Source organism: Shewanella sp. S1-58-MNA-CIBAN-0166, from assembly GCF_040310085.1.
Classification (GTDB): domain Bacteria; phylum Pseudomonadota; class Gammaproteobacteria; order Enterobacterales; family Shewanellaceae; genus Shewanella.
Genome location: NZ_JBEOPN010000026.1, coordinates 67,657 through 85,233, shown reverse-complemented (window position 1 = coordinate 85,233; position 17,577 = coordinate 67,657). Strand labels below are relative to the sequence as shown.

Sequence of the window (17,577 nt, the reverse complement as noted above, 5' to 3'; positions counted from 1 at the left end):
TTCACTTGCTGTAACTTACCGCTCCCTGTTTATTTGTAAATTAATTGAGGCGACAACTATCCTGACACAGGGGGCTTGAGCAAACTCACGAACTTCATCAGTAATATCTAACTCATCTATAATCGAATGTTGACTCGAAAATATGAACTTTAAAATAATTATAGTTTCATCATTATCAAATATGAGTTCACTGCTTTTGCAGTTTTTAAGGTGTACATTTCCATTTCCATTTCCATTTCCATTTCCATTTCCATATAGTTTAAAATACGTCCTATTAAAAACTAAATATATCAATTTAATTAGAAAAAACCATTATCACTTTTAATATATCTCTTCCAGAGCAGGGTGAAGACCCCGAACGTTTTTTAAACAGAAATAGTTTATTTAATGAGCTATTATAGCCCATAAAATCTTCATGGCTTGGACTATTTTTTGTTTGCAGGTTAAACGAACAGCTCAAAAAGCAAGCGCTAATGCGGTTAACCTGTCTTCCAGAGCCTCCACATGAGTGTTGAAATGACACAAAAAAGCCCAAACGCAGTTGGGCTTTATTAACATGTAACATAGCAATTAAGACATTACATTTTGGTCTGTAAATAGTTTTGTAAACCAATACGTTCAATTAGACCGAGTTGCTTTTCTAACCAGTACATGTGATCAGATTCAGTGTCATCTAATAACACTTCTAAAATTTCACGGCTTTGGTAATCAGCTTTTTCTTCACATAGCGCGATAACTTTACGCAAATGATCAGCTACATGATATTCGTATGCAAGATCATTTCTCAGCATTTCTTGCACATCTTTACCAATATTCAACGCTTCACGGCTGCCAACATCTGGAGTGCCTTCTAAAAACAAAATGCGTTGAACTAATTTAGCTGCATGCAACTTCTCGTCGTCTGACTCATGCAGAATACGGGTATACAGTTCATTGAACCCCCAGTCTTCATACATGTGAGCATGGACAAAATATTGATCCATGGCAGACAATTCGCCGGTTAATAAACTATTTAAAGCGTCGATGACTTCTGGATGGCCTTTCATGATAATTTCCTATTAGTCGTTAATTTGTGATTGAAGATAATTTTGAATACCGGTTTGATTGATTAGCTCTTGCTGCGACTCAATCCAATCTAGATGTTCTTCTTCGTCTTCGAGTAAATCTTCAAATAAATCGCGGCTAACATAATCTTGCTGAGTTTCGCATACCTTAATGGCTTCACGCAAAATGGCAATTTGTTCCGTAATTGCAGTTAGATCACAGCTAAGCATTTCTTCAGCATGTTCACCAATGCGCAATTTATCTAACTGTTGTAGGTTAGGTAAACCTTCAAGAAACAATACACGTTCAATCAGCTTGTCAGCATGCTTCATGTCTTCAATCGATTTTTTATACTCTTTCTCATTAAGCTTTTCCAATCCCCAATGCTTAAACATGCGAGCATGTAAAAAGTATTGGTTAATGGCGGTCAGCTCACAGGTAAGTACACGATTGAGTTGGCTGATGACTTTAGGATGACCTTTCATAGTAATGTCCCTCGATAAATAATGTGATCTCGATCAATTACAAACAGGATAAAACACTATAGGGGTAATTGCAAATTTTCCTTTATTTTCACACACTTACAATTGATAACCATTATCATTATAACTAAGCTTTGTAACTCGTTAGCAATACATAAACATAAAAAAAGCCTTCAAAATGAAGGCTCTTTACAAAGCATGAGTTTATTAACTTAAGCTTTAGGCAATTAACGGTGTTAAATAATTCGATTTTGATTTAGCAACTCATTGCGAGCTTGCTCTTTTTCCATACGGCGTTTACGTTTGTCACATGGATCATCACAGTCACACGCTTTTTCAATTCCTAAAACACCTAAACCACCACAACTACCTTCTACCGCTTTCTTCTTTACGATATAGCCGATAGACATTAACAAAAAGAACAATAATAACACTACAAATGCTGCTATAAATGTACTCATTACAAACTCCAATTACTCATTCAGATAAGGGTATAATACTTTTTTAATCAATCAGTTTAAAATAAAGAACCTACTTAACATACGATTTAAACGCATCGCTGTAATAGACCTGATAACCCTGTTCTTGCTTCTCAATCAACATTATTGCTAAATTTTTCTCTTTAGCAAGTGCCAATGAAGCCTCAGTACCTAACACCATCATAGCGGTGGCATATCCATCTGCGGTCATACAACTTGAGTGTAACACGGTTGCAGAGGCAAGTTGATGCTTAATAGGATAACCGTTACGAGGATCGATTAAATGTGAAAAACGTTCGCCATTCTCTTGATAAAAGTTACGGTAATCACCCGATGTTGCTAATGACATGGTGCCAGGTTCAATCACTTGCTGAACGGCTTGCCCTTCACTCGTAGGTTGCTCAACAGCCACTCGCCATGGGGTTTTATCGGCTTTAGTACCTTTAACATTAAGCTCACCACCTATTTCGACTAAATAACCAGACACATGATATTTGTCTAATAGCGCGGCAATTTTATCGACACCAAAACCTTTTGCTATTGAAGATAAATCAACATACAGGTCTGCATTATGCTTAGTTAATGTTAAGCCTTTTATCGACAGTTCCTTGATGCCCATTTTAGCTTTAGCATTATCGATTTGAGCTTGCGTCGGGATGGTTGTAGGTCGTTTATCGGGACCAAAGCCCCACAAATTAACCACTGGCCCTAAGGTGATATCTAACGCCCCATCAGTCTCTTGATAAAGACGCATACCTTCTTCGATAACCTTAATGGTATCAGCGGATACTTTAACGCTTTGTTGAACTTGTAATTGATTGAACTTAGACAGTTCTGAGTCCGAACGATAAGTCGACATTTGATCGTTTACCACTTCCAATGCCATATCAATTTCAGCTTGCAGTAACTGCGGTTCTGGCAAGCGGTCATTGTTGACTACTTTAATGTGATAAGTGGTCCCCATCGTACTACCAGATAATGAAATAATGGGCTCTGGTGAACTGCAAGCACTCACCAATAGCAATAACGCCGGCAATAGCAATAACTTGATTGAATTTACAGTCATGTCAAATTTACACTTGTAATAAATAAACAAAAAAAATTGCAGCGTGCAAGACCAGTGTTTAACCACCCTGTCTGCACTGCTGCAATCTCATGACTTACATGTCGATGTTATGGATTAACTCATTAACCACCGAAATCATCTAGTAAGATGTTTTCGTCTTCGACACCTAAATCTTTTAGCATACCAATAACTGCTGCGTTCATCATTGGAGGTCCACACATGTAGAACTCACAATCTTCTGGCGCATCATGGTCACGTAAGTAGTTTTCATACAATACGTTATGAATGAAACCGGTATAACCAGTCCAGTTATCTTCAGCTTGCGGATCTGATAACGCCACGTGCCATTTGAAGTTTTCATTTTCAGCCGCTAAGCCGTCAAAATCTTCAACATAGAACATTTCACGTTGCGAACGCGCACCGTACCAGAAGCTCATTTTACGCTTAGATTTAAGACGCTTTAATTGGTCAAAAATGTGTGAGCGCATTGGGGCCATACCAGCACCACCACCAATGAATACCATTTCTGCTTCGGTGTCTTTAGCAAAAAACTCACCAAATGGACCAGAAATTGTCACTTTATCACCGGCTTTTAAGCTCCAAATGTACGAAGACATTTTACCGCAAGGCAAGGTTAAATTACGTGGCGGTGGCGTAGCAATACGCACATTCAACATAATAATACCGAACTCTTCTGGGTAGTTAGCCATTGAGTAGGCACGAATGGTTTCTTCGTCTACTTTTGACTCTAACTTGAAGAAACCAAAGTGTTCCCAGTCGCCACGATATTTATCAGGCACTTCAAACTCAGCATATTTAACATGATGAGCAGGAGCTTCAATCTGAATATAACCACCGGCACGGAAAGGCACAGATTCGCCGTCAGGAATTTGCAGCTTAAGTTCTTTAATGAACGTCGCTTTGTTATCGTTAGATAGAACCGCACATTCCCATTTCTTGATGCCGAAAATTTCTTCATCAAGTTCGATTTCCATGTCAGTTTTTACATTTACCTGACAAGATAAACGACAACCCTGACGTGCTTCGCCTTTACTAATGTGATCAAGCTCAGTAGGTAGAATATCACCACCACCAGACTTAATGTGTACACGACACTGGCCACATGAGCCACCACCGCCACACGCACTCGATACAAAGATACCGTTGTCAGCTAAAACACTAAGTAGTTTGCCACCAGCACCTGTTTTAATTGCTTTATCTGCGTCGCCGTTAATACCAATCATGATATCACCGCTTGCCACTAGTTTTGATTTAGCAAATAAAATCACTAACACCAAAACCAAGACAATCACAGTAAACATACTCACACCTAGATAGACATCTAGCGGAGTAGATTCAAGAATACCCATTCACTTATCCTTAAAGGTTCAAATTAATGCGTCTTCTCAAGGTCTCTTAAAGAGAAACACCTGAGAATGACATGAAACCTAGAGCCATAAGACCTGCAGAAACAAAGGTAATACCTAAGCCACGTAAGCCATTTGGCACGTCAGAATACTTCATCTTTTCGCGGATACCGGCTAACAATACAATTGCTAACGCCCAACCAATACCAGAGCCAATACCAAATACTACGCTCTCGCCAAGGTTATAATCACGCTCAACCATGAAAGATACTGCACCAAAAATCGCACAGTTCACAGTAATCAAAGGTAAGAAAATACCCAACGCGTTGTACAAAGGTGGAAAGTACTTATCTAAAGCCATTTCCAAAATTTGTACAAGTGCTGCAATCACACCGATAAAGGTGATGAACTTCAAGAAGCTCAAATCAGCATCAGGAAAACCAGCCCAAGCTAATGCGCCTGGAGCTAATAAACCTTGATAAATAATTTGGTTAGCAGGAACCGAAATAGCCAGTACCACGATAACTGCAACACCTAGGCCCATTGCAGTAGTGATTTTCTTTGATACAGCTAAGAAAGTACACATACCCAAGAAGAACGCTAGCGCCATGTTTTCAATGAAAACGGAGCGAATTAATAAACTAATATAATGTTCCATTGCGTTTACCCTTTTGCTTCAACTTGCTCTGGCTTATACGTACGTATCAACCAGATCAGACCACCGATCAAGAAGAATGCACTCGGTGGCAGTAGTAATAAACCGTTAGGCTGATACCAACCGCCGTCAGAGATTTTGCTGAGGATTTCTACGCCAAATAATGAACCATTACCAAATAGTTCACGCACAACGCCAACAGACAATAGAATTGCACCGTAACCTAAACCGTTACCGATACCATCCATAAAGCTCATCATTGGAGGGGTTTTCATTGCGTAAGCTTCAGCACGACCCATTACAATACAGTTAGTAATAATCAACCCTACGAATACCGATAACTGTTTAGAAATGGCATAAGCATAAGCTTGTAATACTTGGTCAACTACAATCACTAATGAAGCGATAATGGTCATCTGTACAATAATACGCACACTGCTTGGAATGTGGTTACGAATAAGTGAGATAAACAGGTTAGAAAACGCTGTTACCGCAGTTAATGCAATCGTCATTACTAATGCTGTTTCTAATTTACTAGTAACAGCAAGAGCACTACACACACCCAAAATTTGCAATGCAATTGGGTTATTATTGATAATCGGTCCGGTCAGAACCTGTTTAAGTTCTTTAACGTCAGCCATTAGCTTAACCCTCCGTTGCGTGCTTTAGCGATAAAGTTTGCGAAGCCTTCTTTACCTAACCAAAACGTCAATGAGTGTTGTACACCGTTACTGGTAAGTGTTGCACCTGAAAGAGCATCGACACCATGAACAGAACTAGCCACTGTAGGGTTTTTAGTTACACTAATGGCCAAGTTACCTTGCTCATCAAATAACTTTTTACCTTTCCACAATGCTTTCCATTTTGGATTTTCAACTTCGCCACCCAAACCAGGTGTTTCACCTTGGTCATAGTAAACAAGTCCTTGAACTGTGTTTAAGTCAGCCTCAAGTGCCAAAAGTGCATACATCGTTGACCACAAACCATAGCCGTGAATAGGAAGAATGACGCTAGTCAGTTTACCTTCATCATTATGAACAAGGTATACAACGGCGGTATCTGCAACACGTTTGATCGAAGCAATATCGTTTTCTGGCACTGACGAAGTGTCAGTATCACGAGACGCTTTACGTTGATCGTAAAGGTTAGCATTACCCTCAACAAACTCACCAGTTTTAAGGTCAACTAAGCGAGCATCAACATATTGCTCATACTTGCTTAGAATTTCTTTCTTTGTGACTTTGCCTTCTTTGGTGTTTATCAGGCTCGCCGCTTCAAGAATATACTTTTGCTTATCGAGTAACTTATTTTCTTGCTGAATAGGCTTTAACACCACGGCAGCAGTCGAAACCAGTACTGAACAAACAAGACATAAGCCGACAACAACAAATAGCGTTCTACCGAACGAATCTTTATTACTAGCCACGAGCAATCCTCCGCTTGATATTTGACTGTACGACAAAGTGGTCAAATAATGGAGCAAATAGGTTAGCAAACAAAATAGCTAACATAATACCTTCTGGGAATGCAGGGTTAACCACACGGATAAACACCACCATTGCACCAATGAGGAAACCGTATGCCCACTTTGCAGTATTGGTAAACGACGCAGAAACCGGGTCTGTCGCCATAAACATCATACCGAATGCAAATCCACCTAACACTAAGTGCCAATACCAAGGCATTGCAAACATCGGGTTGGTGTCGCTACCTATCATATTAAGCAACGTCGCAATAGCGACCATACCTAAGAAAACACCACTAACGATTCGCCAAGAGGCAATACGGGCGTAAATGATAACTAGACCACCTAGCAAGATAGCAAAGGTAGACACTTCACCAACAGAACCTGGAATGAAGCCCATAAATGAGTCAATCCAGTTAGCCGTTGAGGCGTAGTCAAATGTACCTTGCGCTGCTTGGCTTAAGGCCGTTGCCCCAGAATAACCGTCAGCAACAACCCACGTGGTATCGCCAGACATGCTTAATGGGTAAGCAAAGTACAAGAAAGCTCGACCAGCTAATGCAGGGTTTAAGAAGTTACGCCCTGTGCCACCGAAGATTTCTTTTGCTACAACCACACCAAAGGTAATACCTAAAGCGACCATCCATAAAGGAATTGTTGGCGGTAGAGTTAATGCAAATAGCACTGAAGTAACGAAGAAACCTTCGTTAATTTCATGGCCACGCACTGACGCAAAGAGTACTTCCCAAAAACCACCAACAATGAAAGTCACTGCATAGATAGGTAAGAAGAAACACGCACCATAGAACATCAGAGACGTAATGCCCGAGTCTGCAGAGAGTTGAGCGCCAAATAATTCAAATAAGCCTACTTGCCAAACATCTGGTGTACCGAAACCGGCCACCATCGCTACTTGAGCCTGTAAACCTACGTTGTACATACCAAAAAACATTGCTGGGAATGTACATGCCCAAACCGTAATCATAATACGTTTTAGGTCGACATTATCGCGAACGTGGGTTGCCCCTTTGTTCACTTTACCTGGAGTATAAAATACTGTGGCTGCCGCTTCGTAAAGGGCATACCACTTTTCGTACTTGCCGCCTTTTTCAAATTGCGGCTCAATACGTTCGATAAAATCTTTCAAACTCATTAGCCTTCCCTCTCGATCGTATCTAAACAATCACGTAAATATGAACCATAGTCATACTTACCTGGACATACGAACGTACACAATGCCAAATCTTCTTCATCTAACTCTAATGCGCCTAAACGGACTGCGCCATCAAAGTCGCCAGAGAGTAAATCACGAAGTAGCATAGTAGGTAGAATGTCTAGAGGCATCACGCGTTCATAGTTACCAATAGGTACCATTGCACGGTCTGAACCGCCAGTACTAGTGGTCATATTAAATAGGCGCGATGGGCTTAAATGGCCTAGGAATGCACGTGTAATAGAGAATTTATCAGCACCAGGCATAGCCCAACCAAATAATTCTTTTTCATCACCTTCTTCCAGTACACTCACCTGCTGATGATAACGCCCCAAATAAGCTTGAGGTCCTACCGCAGTACGGCCGCTTAACACTGAACCTGAAATCACACGAACACCATCACCAACTGTTTCATCAGCAGTCAGTTCAATCATGCTAGCACCCAAAACGGTACGAACTAGACGAGGGTTTTTCGCTTTAGGACCACCAATAGCAACCACACGTTCAGTGTTTAACACACCTTGAGTGAACAGTTGACCAAAAGCAATCACATCCTGATAGCCAATATGCCAAACAGTACGTGTTGCAGAAGCTGGTAGAACGTTGTGAATATGCGTACCTGCAAGACCTGCTGGGTGTTTACCCGCAAACTCTTGAACTTGGGCATTAGCTGCAGGGATATCGGCACCTTGAGCTTTACATAGGTAAACTTTACCTTCAGTTAATCGTGCTAGGACCTTTAGGCCATTTGCAAAATCTTCTTTATGTTGAGCTATGACTACCACAGGATCGGCAGCAAGAGGTTGAGTATCAATTGCAGTCACAAAAATACCCGCAGCAGTAGCATCTACAGCTGGCACTTTACTGAAAGGGCGTGTACGCAAAGCAGTCCATAAACCTGAATCAATCAGATTATCACGAACAACTTGTGCGTCTAACGTGTCTAACTTATCAGCATCGTATTGAGCAAAAGCAACGCTATCGTCACCTTCCACAGCAATAACAACTGACTGAAGTACACGTCTTGCACCTCGGTTGATTTCTAAAATAGTACCACTGGCTAAAGCCGTATATTTAACGCCTAAATTCTTTTTATCTTCAAAAAGAACTTGGCCTTTTTGTACTTTGTCGCCCACTTTGATTTTCATCGTTGGACGTAAGCCAATATACTCTTCACCCAAAGTCGCTACGTGTCTAATGGCTGGGCCATTATGGATAACTTGCTCTGGTCCGCCTGCTATAGGCAGTTCCAATCCTTTCTTAATTGTAATCATATCCACAAGCACTACGTTTGAAGGAAAGACAATGCGCCACGTTCCGCTACAAAAACAAAGTGTTAACAAACACTTGCCATTTGAGCTAGCGCAGATTTAACTCGAAAATGCGATCATAATCACGCTGGTCGCGCGCATTTTACCGCAAATATGAGACTATCGCCACGAAAATTATAGGTGTTTTCAAACCAATACCTAACACAATCGGTGGCTTTTAGATCAGACTAATTAAATTAGAACCTAGGAGTGAATGTTATCTGCTGAATTCTGATTTAAAAAAAATATAGCATTAATTTTTAAAGAAATAATTTTAGTTGTTTGTTTACAAGAACAGTTGCACCTCAAATAACACCGCCCAAATGAGTCATCACTTGAGCAGTATTAGTATTTGGAAATAAAAGGCACAGCAAGCAGCGTTCAAATAGTGTTCAACACTGCCTATGTCTGGAAAAAACCACTTAGAAATGGCCTTGATAACCAAAGTACGTAGTCATTTCAGACTGTGCTTGAAATCCCATTGCGGTGCTATTTGCCACTAACTCTTCGTCTAACAAATTCTCTACACGTAAATACAACTCGTGCTGCTCAGTCAAACGGTAAGTTGCAGCGATATCAACCTTCCACTGACTATCAATAGCACGTTCATTGGTGAACCCACCTTGATAACCTAACTCAGATTGATACAAAGCTTGCGCCATAACGGACATATCACCATAAACAACACCAGAACTTAACGCCAGTTGCTGTTCTGGCACCCAAGGTAGTTGGCTATTGGCAGCAAAACATGCCATCAATTCATTGCAATTAGCACTATCTGTTTCAGCTTGGGTATATTGGTATTTGGCTTTGAATGGAATTGAAAAGTGATCAAATGTTAGTCCATACGCTATGCTCAAATCTGCGCCGACAACAGAGACATCCTTAATATTCTCTTGTAATGATATTTGTTCATAATCACATATCATGCCCTGCATACAGCTTACATGTTGGTTATCGTAATCATGCATATAAGCCGTCATGGCAATCGATAAAGCATCTTGTTGGTAGCTTAATGCTAATTGATATTGCAGCGCTTCTTGCGCCGTTTGCTCAATATTGCCGGCTGAAGCGGCTGTCCAAGCTTGCTTAGCTTGTAACGCGGCTAACCACGGCCCACTCTGATAAGCTACTTCAATAGAAGGCGACCAGCCATCATCAGAAAAGTCTGCCGCATTAAGGCTCGTATTTACATCACCAAGCTCACGAGAAACGCTGACATGCTCATAACCTAAACCGAGATTAATAGACCACTGACCATAATTTAATTTAGTGTCTACCGCTGATGAAAATGCCGAAGCATCATCAGTATACGTCAGTGCATATTCATCATCTGTTGTCGGCGTCAGTGATAAATCATTGTTCCAAGACCAATCACGTTGACCTAAACGCATTTCAGCTTTATCTGTATGGTAGCGCGCACTATAAGTCACCTGATGCTGACCGTACATGCTGACACCTTTAGTTTGCATACCAAACCCAGCAAAATCGTTATTTTGGGTTAACGATCCTAAGTTCATCCCATCAGCGGTAGGTGTTGCTTCAAACATGGCAATACGAGACAGCAACGCTCTATTAATTTGTTCGCCATCAACAAATTGCATTGCTTGAGATTGTTGTGAATAGGTTTGATAATAAAAGTCGGTAGCCATCGTCGAAGTGGATGACATGATTAGCTTATGTGCTAACACGTAGCGTTGACGCTCGCCTTCAGTATTGTCGGTGCTGGCTGCTGAATATAATTGAGTCGGATTTACCGAAAAATCAACACTGGTTAACCCCAACGTTCCGCGGTCAGCTTCTTGCGATGAGTACTGATAACTAAATTCGGTCATTTGTTCATTGCGTGCTCCGGGTAAACTATCGGCAGCGATTTTGAACAGAATATCTTTTTGTGTCGTGTCGGCATCTCGGGCGACACGATAACCCACATCGTCAGCTGCAGATTGATAATCCACGGCTAATAACATGCCATTTTGCTTCGAAGTACCACTTAGCACAACCCCACCATTGATGGCATTATTGTCACTGCCTTCAACGTTGATATCGGTTGCATATTTTTGCGGACTAATTTGTACAGACTGATAATCAAGCTTACCAAAAGCAGCTTCTGAACTTTCAGTCACACTGGTCATGCTCGAAAAAGACACTTTTTGCTGGTGCAATAAATTGGGCTGCAATACTAAATGTTGTCCAGAATACGGCGCTGGAGAAAAGAATATACCATCTTGTAAAATGGCAACACCGTCAGTGGCACCTGCATGTGTGATCGTCACATCCTGATGTGGTCCGGTAGGTAACACTGTCGCGCCCGTCAACCCTAGTGCAATATCACTTTGGCGATAATGAAATTGGCTTATCGATAACTGTTGTAAATCGAGTTGATTATTAAGGTTATCAATAGACTCGGTCACCGTTTCTGCAACGGCATTGGTAGAATGGCAAACATAAAGCACTGCGGCTGCTATCACTGACAGGCTAAATGGGTGGTTAGACATATTAATCTCCGTATATGTGTCTGTTCACGCAAAAAATCGCTAAAATGGCGAATCACTTAGTAAAAATCGTTCATTACAATAACGGTTTCAGTTACATAAAAATAGCGTACTGTTAACGTTTACTCGACATATTAATCGTTGCTTCGCAAAAAAAGCGGCTAAAGCCGCTTTTTTATCAAGATATCAGTTAATCGATTAGATTAAAGATTCCCTAAAATTTCGTCACTCAGTTTCAAATCATCGTTTTGGTTGACGCTCACGCCTGCAGCAATGATCATCCGAGCAATATCTTGCGCTTGTTCTAATGAATGCATTTCGTAAGTACCACATTGATATTCATTTAACTCAGGAATATCTTTCTGATCAATCACATTGGTTACATCAACCATTGCCGCTAGCCAGGAATCTGCAACTTTACTTTCTGTCGGTTGACCAATTAAGCTCATGTAAAAACCGGTACGGCATCCCATCGGCGAAATATCAATAATCTCTATACCATCACCGTTTAGATGTTCACGCATAAAACCTGCAAACAAATGTTCAAGTGTATGGATGCCACGTTCGCTGAGGATATCTTTATTGGGTGCACAGAAACGTAAATCGAATACCGTAATGGCATCGCCACTAGGGGTGCTCATGTGCTTGGCAACGCGAACCGCTGGAGCATTCATACGTGTATGATCTACGGTAAAACTGTCTAATAAAGGCATTGCTTTCTCCAAAGTAAATAATAATCTGACAATATAAAGCCTAATAACACGATAATATCACTATTTATGCATGGTCACAGTGAGAGTTTACGGTTGATGTTTGCCATCTAACTCAAAGCGACTTAAGGCGTCTTCTGTGTAACTAAAGTAGCGCTTTACTGACTTCTCGTTTGCCATGTAAGACTTCAGTACTTTATTAAATAACGGGTCTTTAGCCGCTTCACTGTTAAGCACATCATCTTTTGCATATTTTAATGCGCGGATCACAGTGTCGGGAAAAGGTTTAACTTGCACATTATGCTCGTTAAGCAATACGTCCATTGCAGCAATATGGCCTTGAGTATAATCATCTAACATATCTTGATTAATGGCTCTGGCTGCAACTTTAACAATCATTTTCAAATCATTGGGCAGAGTGGAAAATGCCTGTTTGTTAATCAAAAACTCCATCGTCGAACCCGGCTCGTGCCAGCCAGGGTAATAATAATATTTAGCCACCTGATCCAACCCGAGCGGCAAATCATTATAAGGCCCTACCCACTCAGCAGCATCAATCGCGCCAGTTTGCAGGGCGCCATATAATTCTCTGCCAGCGAGTGCATCAACAGGAACGCCGCCGAGCTTCTTGAGCACTTCACCTCCTATGCCTGGTAAGCGCATCTTGAGGCCTTTAAAATCTTCTGGGGTTGCAATGATTTTATTAAACCAGCCGCCCATTTGCATGCCAGTATTTCCACCAGCAAGCGGCAATACGCCAAAAGGCTGATAAACTTCCTCCCATAATTCCATGCCACCGCCATAATGAAGCCACGCATTCATTTGCTGTGCATTTAATCCAAATGGTATAGATGAAAAAAACTGAGCGGCAGGCGCTTTACCTTTCCAATAATATGACGCGCTATGAGCCATTTCAATCGTGCCATTACTCACACCGTCAAAAACCGACAACGCTGGCATTAATTCGCCGGCACCATAAACGGAAATCACTAAGCGACCGTTAGACATTTGCTCGACCAATTGAGCAAATCTTTCTGGAGCCATGCCTAAACCGGGCAAGTTTTTTGGCCATGAGGTGGCTAAACGCCATTCAATCACTTGATGAGGAATATAATCATTTTGCGCAACAGAACTTGTCTTCGAAGGCGTATCTTGTTGACAGCCTAACAATAACGTTAAGCCCAGCAACCAGCAGGTTTGTATCACCTTGCTCATGTAAATATCCTATCTCAATCGCACGCTTATTTTCATAACTGTAACATAATCATAACCAGTGACAAACATCACCTCACTACAATACAAAATAAAAAACCTCACAGGACATGTGAGGTTTTTTGTATAGTTCTGTCAGCAAGTTAATAACAATTAACCTTTATCGTTATCCCTTACAATTAGGAGTCCTAGGCACTTCATCCAAAGCTTGCCATTCTGGCTGGCTATAAGCATTTATGGAAAGCGCATGAACGCCATTGGCTAATTCATCTGCTAGCGCTTGGTTTACCAACCGGTGACGGGCAAGTAAGCGCTGTTCGCTAAATTGATCGCTAACTACAACCACTTTAAAATGGGTTTCTGAGTTAGGCGGCACATGATGACGATTACTCTCATTAATCACTTCAAGATGCAAAGGCGAAAAGGCGTGATTCAATTTATCGGTAATGATTTGTTCGACAGACATAGTGGTACTCTTATTAATCCATATCGATTAAATCAAAGGGTACTGGTTTGCCGAATAAAGGTCAAACAAGCAGGGTAAAAGTTAACGTTTGAGCACAACTTTCTCAAGTCGATCTGAAATTAACTCCTTGGCCAATCGGTTATATCAACACTATCGATACAATATGACGCATGACTCTCATTGTGTTGCTGTAATGCCTCACGTCCCAACCATGCATTAATAAATAATCCTTGTGGGTCGTATGTCTGCTGCTGTTTTTGCAGATTAAAACGTCTCGAACCGCGTGGATCAGCACCAACACCGGCTAGATACTGCCAATTACCCCAATTCACAGCTGAATCATAATCAATTAATTGCTGTTGAAAATACGCCGCCCCATATCGCCAATCACATTGCAGTTCATTGACCAAGCAACTTGCTACAATTTGCCTGCCGCGGTTTGACATATAGCCAGTGTCATTTAACTGCTTCATCAATGCATTCACAAACGGATAAGGTGTAGTGGCGGTTTTCCAAGCTCGAATGCGTTGGGCGTAAAAACTGGTTAATGGTTTACGTCCATTAATGCCTGAAAATCTAAACACCAGCGTATTGAATTTATGCGCGTAAAAATGGAAATACTCACGCCAAAGCAGCTCATACAAAATACACTCGGTCGATTCGTTAGCACCTTGTTGTAACTCAAATTGCTTTAATGCTGCGACGACTTGTCTTGCCGATAGACAACCATTGGCTAACCAAGGCGAAAACTTTGTTGAACATTCCCAGCCATCAAGTTCGTTTCGTACGGCTTTATAGTTATGGGCTAAATTTGACGAAAAGTAACTGTCTAGTTGCAATTTCCCTTGTGCTTCACCACCGCAAAAGACATTACTCATCGTTTGAGTTTGTGGCAACCAGCTAGGATAAGCCAGCCAAGACTGAAGTTGTTTGTCATGTGGCTTAAGTGCGACCATAGACGGGAGCCAAGATACTGCATCAATGGCAGGGCTGATATTAACGTTGTCGACCTTTTTACGGAACTGACTAAATGTCGGAGCTAGATCGGCTAATTCAAAAGGCAGTTGCTGCAGATCAAACAGAGTTTGGGTGGTAATCGTCGAATATTCAACATTGGAGCACTGCTGCTGAATGACTTGCCAAGCCGATTGCTCATCAGCACCACTATGGTTACTACGATATACCCTTGAAATATTATGGGCTTGAATTATATAGGGTAACGATTTTTGCGCTGAGGCATAAACAATATGCACTTGTTGACCATATTGATTAAGCGTTTCATCTAAAGCCCACAATGATTCTAATAAAAACCGCAGTCGGTACTTACCGACATACTCAGCCTGATATTGAGCTTGGCGAAACCAGTTAGGGTCGATGCAGTACACCACCATCAACTGTTGTGCATGCAGGGCTATATCTGCAAAGATGGCATTATCTGCTACCCGCAGATCATCACCTAACCAATAAAGTGCATTGACAGTAGAGTGTGATGTCGATTGTAAATTCGTTTCTTCGAAAGTTTGCCCATCAGCATTATTCATCTATTCATTACCACGGCTTGTACTATTGCTAATGAGTACGTATACATAGCGGTTAACGGTTCAATAATGATCCATTTTAGCGATATCCCCAAACTAGCTAGACCTTCGGTCTTCGAGGTCCTAGAGTCGCTTCGCTGCTAGTTCGCTACGCGGATAGAGCGCTTCGCTTCTAGGAACAGCTTCGCTGCTAAGATTTTATAGCATCTAATCGCGCAGCATCCTAGGCGCTTAGCTTTTCGCTTGTTATCGCTTGTCATTTATAGGATAGGAACCGCTTGGCTGCTAAGATTTTATAGCATCTAGCCGCGCAGCTTACTAGCCTCTAGGCCTTTCGCTTTTAGCTTTTAGCTTTTAGCTTTTAGCTATGGCCATTAACGAGATTTGTTAACCATAGTAATTAGGGATAATGTGTCGAAAAGTAAAATTAATACGCGGTTCAGTTACCTTAAGACGCTTAGGTAACGCATGTTGCCAGTGTTGCTGCATACCGGGATGCATAATCAGTAAGTCGCCGGATGCCAAGGGAAAAGTAACTTTGGTTTGCGTCGGTTTATGGCGCACAACAAAATCTCTACAGGCGCCTAACGTGATAGACGCAATCGCCGAACCCGTGACAATTTCAGGTTCATCGTCACTGTGCCAGCCCATACAGTCACGGCCATCGGCATAGCGATTAACTAACACTGAATTACTGTCTATTTGATGATCGTTGAGTAATTTTGCCCGTAATCGACTTAACACTTTTGGCCAAGCGAGCGCGGTGATGTGTAATTTAGAATAGTGATAATCGCAACCAAGGTCACCAAACCAAGCTTGGGTGCGAGGAATAAAATGCTGCTTACCATAGACTTCAATCGCCACGCGATCTAATGGGTATTGTTCGACTTCCATCATTAACAACTGTTGCTGCTTGGGTGACAAAAAACCTTTAATCCAAGTAACTGGTGGACTGATTTGGTTCATCGCTGTTGGCACAACAACGGTATCTTGAGTGAAGCCGCTTTGTGGCTCACCAAAATCTAATCCATGTTGAAATCCTGTCACCCGATCACCCTTTTATCTCGTTTACCTTAATTAATACCAACGTTTGATTCTAGCAATACATAAACCTGAAACCACAATGACTGCCATTAAGATTAATACCGAAAAATAGCCAAAATGCCATTTTAACTCAGGCATATTGTCAAAGTTCATTCCGTAAATGCCGGCGACTAATGTTAATGGTAAAAAAATCGCGGTGACCATTGTTAATGTCATCATCACGCGGTTAGTTTTATGGGCACTCACCGAAATATAACCATTGATTAAACTGTCCACTAAACCTTGATAAAGACTGGCACGACTGGATAGGCGTTCAAATTGATTATATAAATAGCTCAATTGTTCGTAGTCCATCTTAATATGCAGATGGGTGTCATCGCCTAGTAATTGTTGCAAGATTTCTTCGTGGTAACTAAACGAACGTTTGGCTTTTTGTAGCTTACTGCTATAAGCGATTAGCTCTGCTAATAAATCATCTGTAGATACATCAAAAATTTCATCTTCTATTTCCCCTAAACGCTCTTCTAATGCCAACATCACCGCCAGATAATCAATCACAATTTGGCGCATCAATTCAAAACTGACTCGGCTCATCTCTGAACTTTCGAGGCTACCTTGTGCACTAATGCGTTGGATAACTTTGTTGACACTGATAGAAGGTTTCAGGTGCTGAGTGACTAAAAAGCGGTCATTTACATGCAATAACAACTGGCTGCGCTCGAGCAGAAGATACTCATCTCTAGCCATAAGCTCGTGGGTTAACAAATATGAATGTGAATCATATTCTTCAAACTGAGGGGGATGACGCTCCCGTTGTGCTTCTTCAAAATCGAGGTGGTCAATCCCAAACAAAGGATATTGCTTGAAAAACGCTTGGCTGTGCTGGCCTGAAATATCGACCCATATTAGTTGCTGTTGCGGGTCATACTGGCTCATGAGAGTCTCATCACCTTGTGATATCAACTGACCTTGCCCATTAAATAATAGTATTTGTATCGCCATGAAAACCCTTTCAACAACCCATTATTACT

Annotated in this window: 17 protein-coding genes; all 17 read right to left on the bottom strand. The window is 41.3% G+C overall.

Going from position 1 to position 17,577, the window contains the following annotated elements; all coding sequences use genetic code 11:
* Nucleotides 1-578 precede the first annotated feature (578 nt).
* Nucleotides 579-1,046, bottom strand: coding sequence for a bacterioferritin (gene bfr, locus AAEY99_RS15695; protein ID WP_059746496.1), 468 nt, complete (start codon nucleotides 1,044-1,046; stop codon nucleotides 579-581).
* A gap of 12 nt (nucleotides 1,047-1,058) precedes the next feature.
* Complete coding sequence (bfr, locus tag AAEY99_RS15690; RefSeq protein WP_101085791.1) at nucleotides 1,059-1,529, bottom strand: bacterioferritin; 471 nt, start codon at nucleotides 1,527-1,529, stop codon at nucleotides 1,059-1,061.
* A gap of 233 nt (nucleotides 1,530-1,762) precedes the next feature.
* A complete protein-coding gene (nqrM, locus tag AAEY99_RS15685) occupies nucleotides 1,763-1,987 on the bottom strand; it encodes a (Na+)-NQR maturation NqrM (RefSeq protein ID WP_011636430.1) in 225 nt (74 codons plus the stop codon).
* Nucleotides 1,988-2,057: 70 nt separating this feature from the next.
* Complete coding sequence (locus AAEY99_RS15680) at nucleotides 2,058-3,071, bottom strand: FAD:protein FMN transferase (RefSeq protein WP_101085793.1); 1,014 nt, start codon at nucleotides 3,069-3,071, stop codon at nucleotides 2,058-2,060.
* Between the two features lie 122 nt (nucleotides 3,072-3,193).
* Nucleotides 3,194-4,441: an NADH:ubiquinone reductase (Na(+)-transporting) subunit F gene (nqrF, locus tag AAEY99_RS15675; RefSeq protein WP_101085795.1), complete on the bottom strand. Its 1,248-nt coding sequence runs from the start codon at nucleotides 4,439-4,441 to the stop codon at nucleotides 3,194-3,196.
* Between the two features lie 46 nt (nucleotides 4,442-4,487).
* Nucleotides 4,488-5,096 carry an NADH:ubiquinone reductase (Na(+)-transporting) subunit E gene (gene nqrE, locus AAEY99_RS15670; protein ID WP_101085796.1) on the bottom strand — a complete coding sequence of 203 codons (609 nt, stop codon included), beginning with the start codon at nucleotides 5,094-5,096 and terminating at the stop codon, nucleotides 4,488-4,490.
* Nucleotides 5,097-5,101: 5 nt separating this feature from the next.
* Nucleotides 5,102-5,734 carry an NADH:ubiquinone reductase (Na(+)-transporting) subunit D gene (locus tag AAEY99_RS15665; protein WP_101085797.1) on the bottom strand — a complete coding sequence of 211 codons (633 nt, stop codon included), beginning with the start codon at nucleotides 5,732-5,734 and terminating at the stop codon, nucleotides 5,102-5,104.
* On the bottom strand, nucleotides 5,734-6,519 hold the full coding sequence (locus tag AAEY99_RS15660) for a Na(+)-translocating NADH-quinone reductase subunit C (protein ID WP_101085798.1): 786 nt from the start codon (nucleotides 6,517-6,519) through the stop codon (nucleotides 5,734-5,736). Before AAEY99_RS15660 ends, AAEY99_RS15665 begins: the two co-directional genes overlap by 1 nt.
* Nucleotides 6,512-7,711: an NADH:ubiquinone reductase (Na(+)-transporting) subunit B gene (locus AAEY99_RS15655; RefSeq protein WP_101085799.1), complete on the bottom strand. Its 1,200-nt coding sequence runs from the start codon at nucleotides 7,709-7,711 to the stop codon at nucleotides 6,512-6,514. Before AAEY99_RS15655 ends, AAEY99_RS15660 begins: the two co-directional genes overlap by 8 nt.
* Entirely contained in the window at nucleotides 7,711-9,045 is a 1,335-nt protein-coding gene (locus tag AAEY99_RS15650; RefSeq protein ID WP_351011131.1) for a Na(+)-translocating NADH-quinone reductase subunit A, read from the bottom strand. Before AAEY99_RS15650 ends, AAEY99_RS15655 begins: the two co-directional genes overlap by 1 nt.
* A 458-nt stretch (nucleotides 9,046-9,503) precedes the next feature.
* Nucleotides 9,504-11,579, bottom strand: a complete 2,076-nt coding sequence (locus tag AAEY99_RS15645; protein ID WP_351011126.1) for a TonB-dependent receptor domain-containing protein — start codon at nucleotides 11,577-11,579, stop codon at nucleotides 9,504-9,506.
* A gap of 200 nt (nucleotides 11,580-11,779) precedes the next feature.
* Nucleotides 11,780-12,289: an S-ribosylhomocysteine lyase gene (luxS, locus tag AAEY99_RS15640; RefSeq protein WP_011636421.1), complete on the bottom strand. Its 510-nt coding sequence runs from the start codon at nucleotides 12,287-12,289 to the stop codon at nucleotides 11,780-11,782.
* 87 nt (nucleotides 12,290-12,376) lie between these two features.
* Nucleotides 12,377-13,501, bottom strand: a complete 1,125-nt coding sequence (locus AAEY99_RS15635; RefSeq protein WP_162022512.1) for a TRAP transporter substrate-binding protein — start codon at nucleotides 13,499-13,501, stop codon at nucleotides 12,377-12,379.
* 163 nt (nucleotides 13,502-13,664) lie between these two features.
* Nucleotides 13,665-13,964, bottom strand: coding sequence for a BolA family protein (locus tag AAEY99_RS15630; RefSeq protein ID WP_101085802.1), 300 nt, complete (start codon nucleotides 13,962-13,964; stop codon nucleotides 13,665-13,667).
* Nucleotides 13,965-14,083: 119 nt separating this feature from the next.
* Nucleotides 14,084-15,505, bottom strand: a complete 1,422-nt coding sequence (locus tag AAEY99_RS15625) for a DASH family cryptochrome (protein WP_351011125.1) — start codon at nucleotides 15,503-15,505, stop codon at nucleotides 14,084-14,086.
* Nucleotides 15,506-15,889: 384 nt separating this feature from the next.
* Complete coding sequence (locus AAEY99_RS15620; protein ID WP_242445119.1) at nucleotides 15,890-16,468, bottom strand: alpha-ketoglutarate-dependent dioxygenase AlkB family protein; 579 nt, start codon at nucleotides 16,466-16,468, stop codon at nucleotides 15,890-15,892.
* Between the two features lie 111 nt (nucleotides 16,469-16,579).
* Entirely contained in the window at nucleotides 16,580-17,548 is a 969-nt protein-coding gene (locus AAEY99_RS15615; protein ID WP_351011123.1) for a magnesium transporter CorA family protein, read from the bottom strand.
* Nucleotides 17,549-17,577: the final 29 nt, after the last annotated feature.

Bases quoted from the DNA above. Each gene is read 5' to 3' on its own strand.
- bfr (WP_059746496.1), bottom strand. From the start codon at position 1,046: ATGAAAGGCCATCCAGAAGTCATCGACGCTTTAAATAGTTTATTAACC.
- bfr (WP_101085791.1), bottom strand. From the start codon at position 1,529: ATGAAAGGTCATCCTAAAGTCATCAGCCAACTCAATCGTGTACTTACC.
- nqrM (WP_011636430.1), bottom strand. From the start codon at position 1,987: ATGAGTACATTTATAGCAGCATTTGTAGTGTTATTATTGTTCTTTTTG.
- AAEY99_RS15680 (WP_101085793.1), bottom strand. From the start codon at position 3,071: ATGACTGTAAATTCAATCAAGTTATTGCTATTGCCGGCGTTATTGCTA.
- nqrF (WP_101085795.1), bottom strand. From the start codon at position 4,441: ATGGGTATTCTTGAATCTACTCCGCTAGATGTCTATCTAGGTGTGAGT.
- nqrE (WP_101085796.1), bottom strand. From the start codon at position 5,096: ATGGAACATTATATTAGTTTATTAATTCGCTCCGTTTTCATTGAAAAC.
- AAEY99_RS15665 (WP_101085797.1), bottom strand. From the start codon at position 5,734: ATGGCTGACGTTAAAGAACTTAAACAGGTTCTGACCGGACCGATTATC.
- AAEY99_RS15655 (WP_101085799.1), bottom strand. From the start codon at position 7,711: ATGAGTTTGAAAGATTTTATCGAACGTATTGAGCCGCAATTTGAAAAA.
- AAEY99_RS15650 (WP_351011131.1), bottom strand. From the start codon at position 9,045: ATGATTACAATTAAGAAAGGATTGGAACTGCCTATAGCAGGCGGACCA.
- AAEY99_RS15645 (WP_351011126.1), bottom strand. From the start codon at position 11,579: ATGTCTAACCACCCATTTAGCCTGTCAGTGATAGCAGCCGCAGTGCTT.
- luxS (WP_011636421.1), bottom strand. From the start codon at position 12,289: ATGCCTTTATTAGACAGTTTTACCGTAGATCATACACGTATGAATGCT.
- AAEY99_RS15635 (WP_162022512.1), bottom strand. From the start codon at position 13,501: ATGAGCAAGGTGATACAAACCTGCTGGTTGCTGGGCTTAACGTTATTG.
- AAEY99_RS15630 (WP_101085802.1), bottom strand. From the start codon at position 13,964: ATGTCTGTCGAACAAATCATTACCGATAAATTGAATCACGCCTTTTCG.
- AAEY99_RS15625 (WP_351011125.1), bottom strand. From the start codon at position 15,505: ATGAATAATGCTGATGGGCAAACTTTCGAAGAAACGAATTTACAATCG.
- AAEY99_RS15620 (WP_242445119.1), bottom strand. From the start codon at position 16,468: ATGAACCAAATCAGTCCACCAGTTACTTGGATTAAAGGTTTTTTGTCA.
- AAEY99_RS15615 (WP_351011123.1), bottom strand. From the start codon at position 17,548: ATGGCGATACAAATACTATTATTTAATGGGCAAGGTCAGTTGATATCA.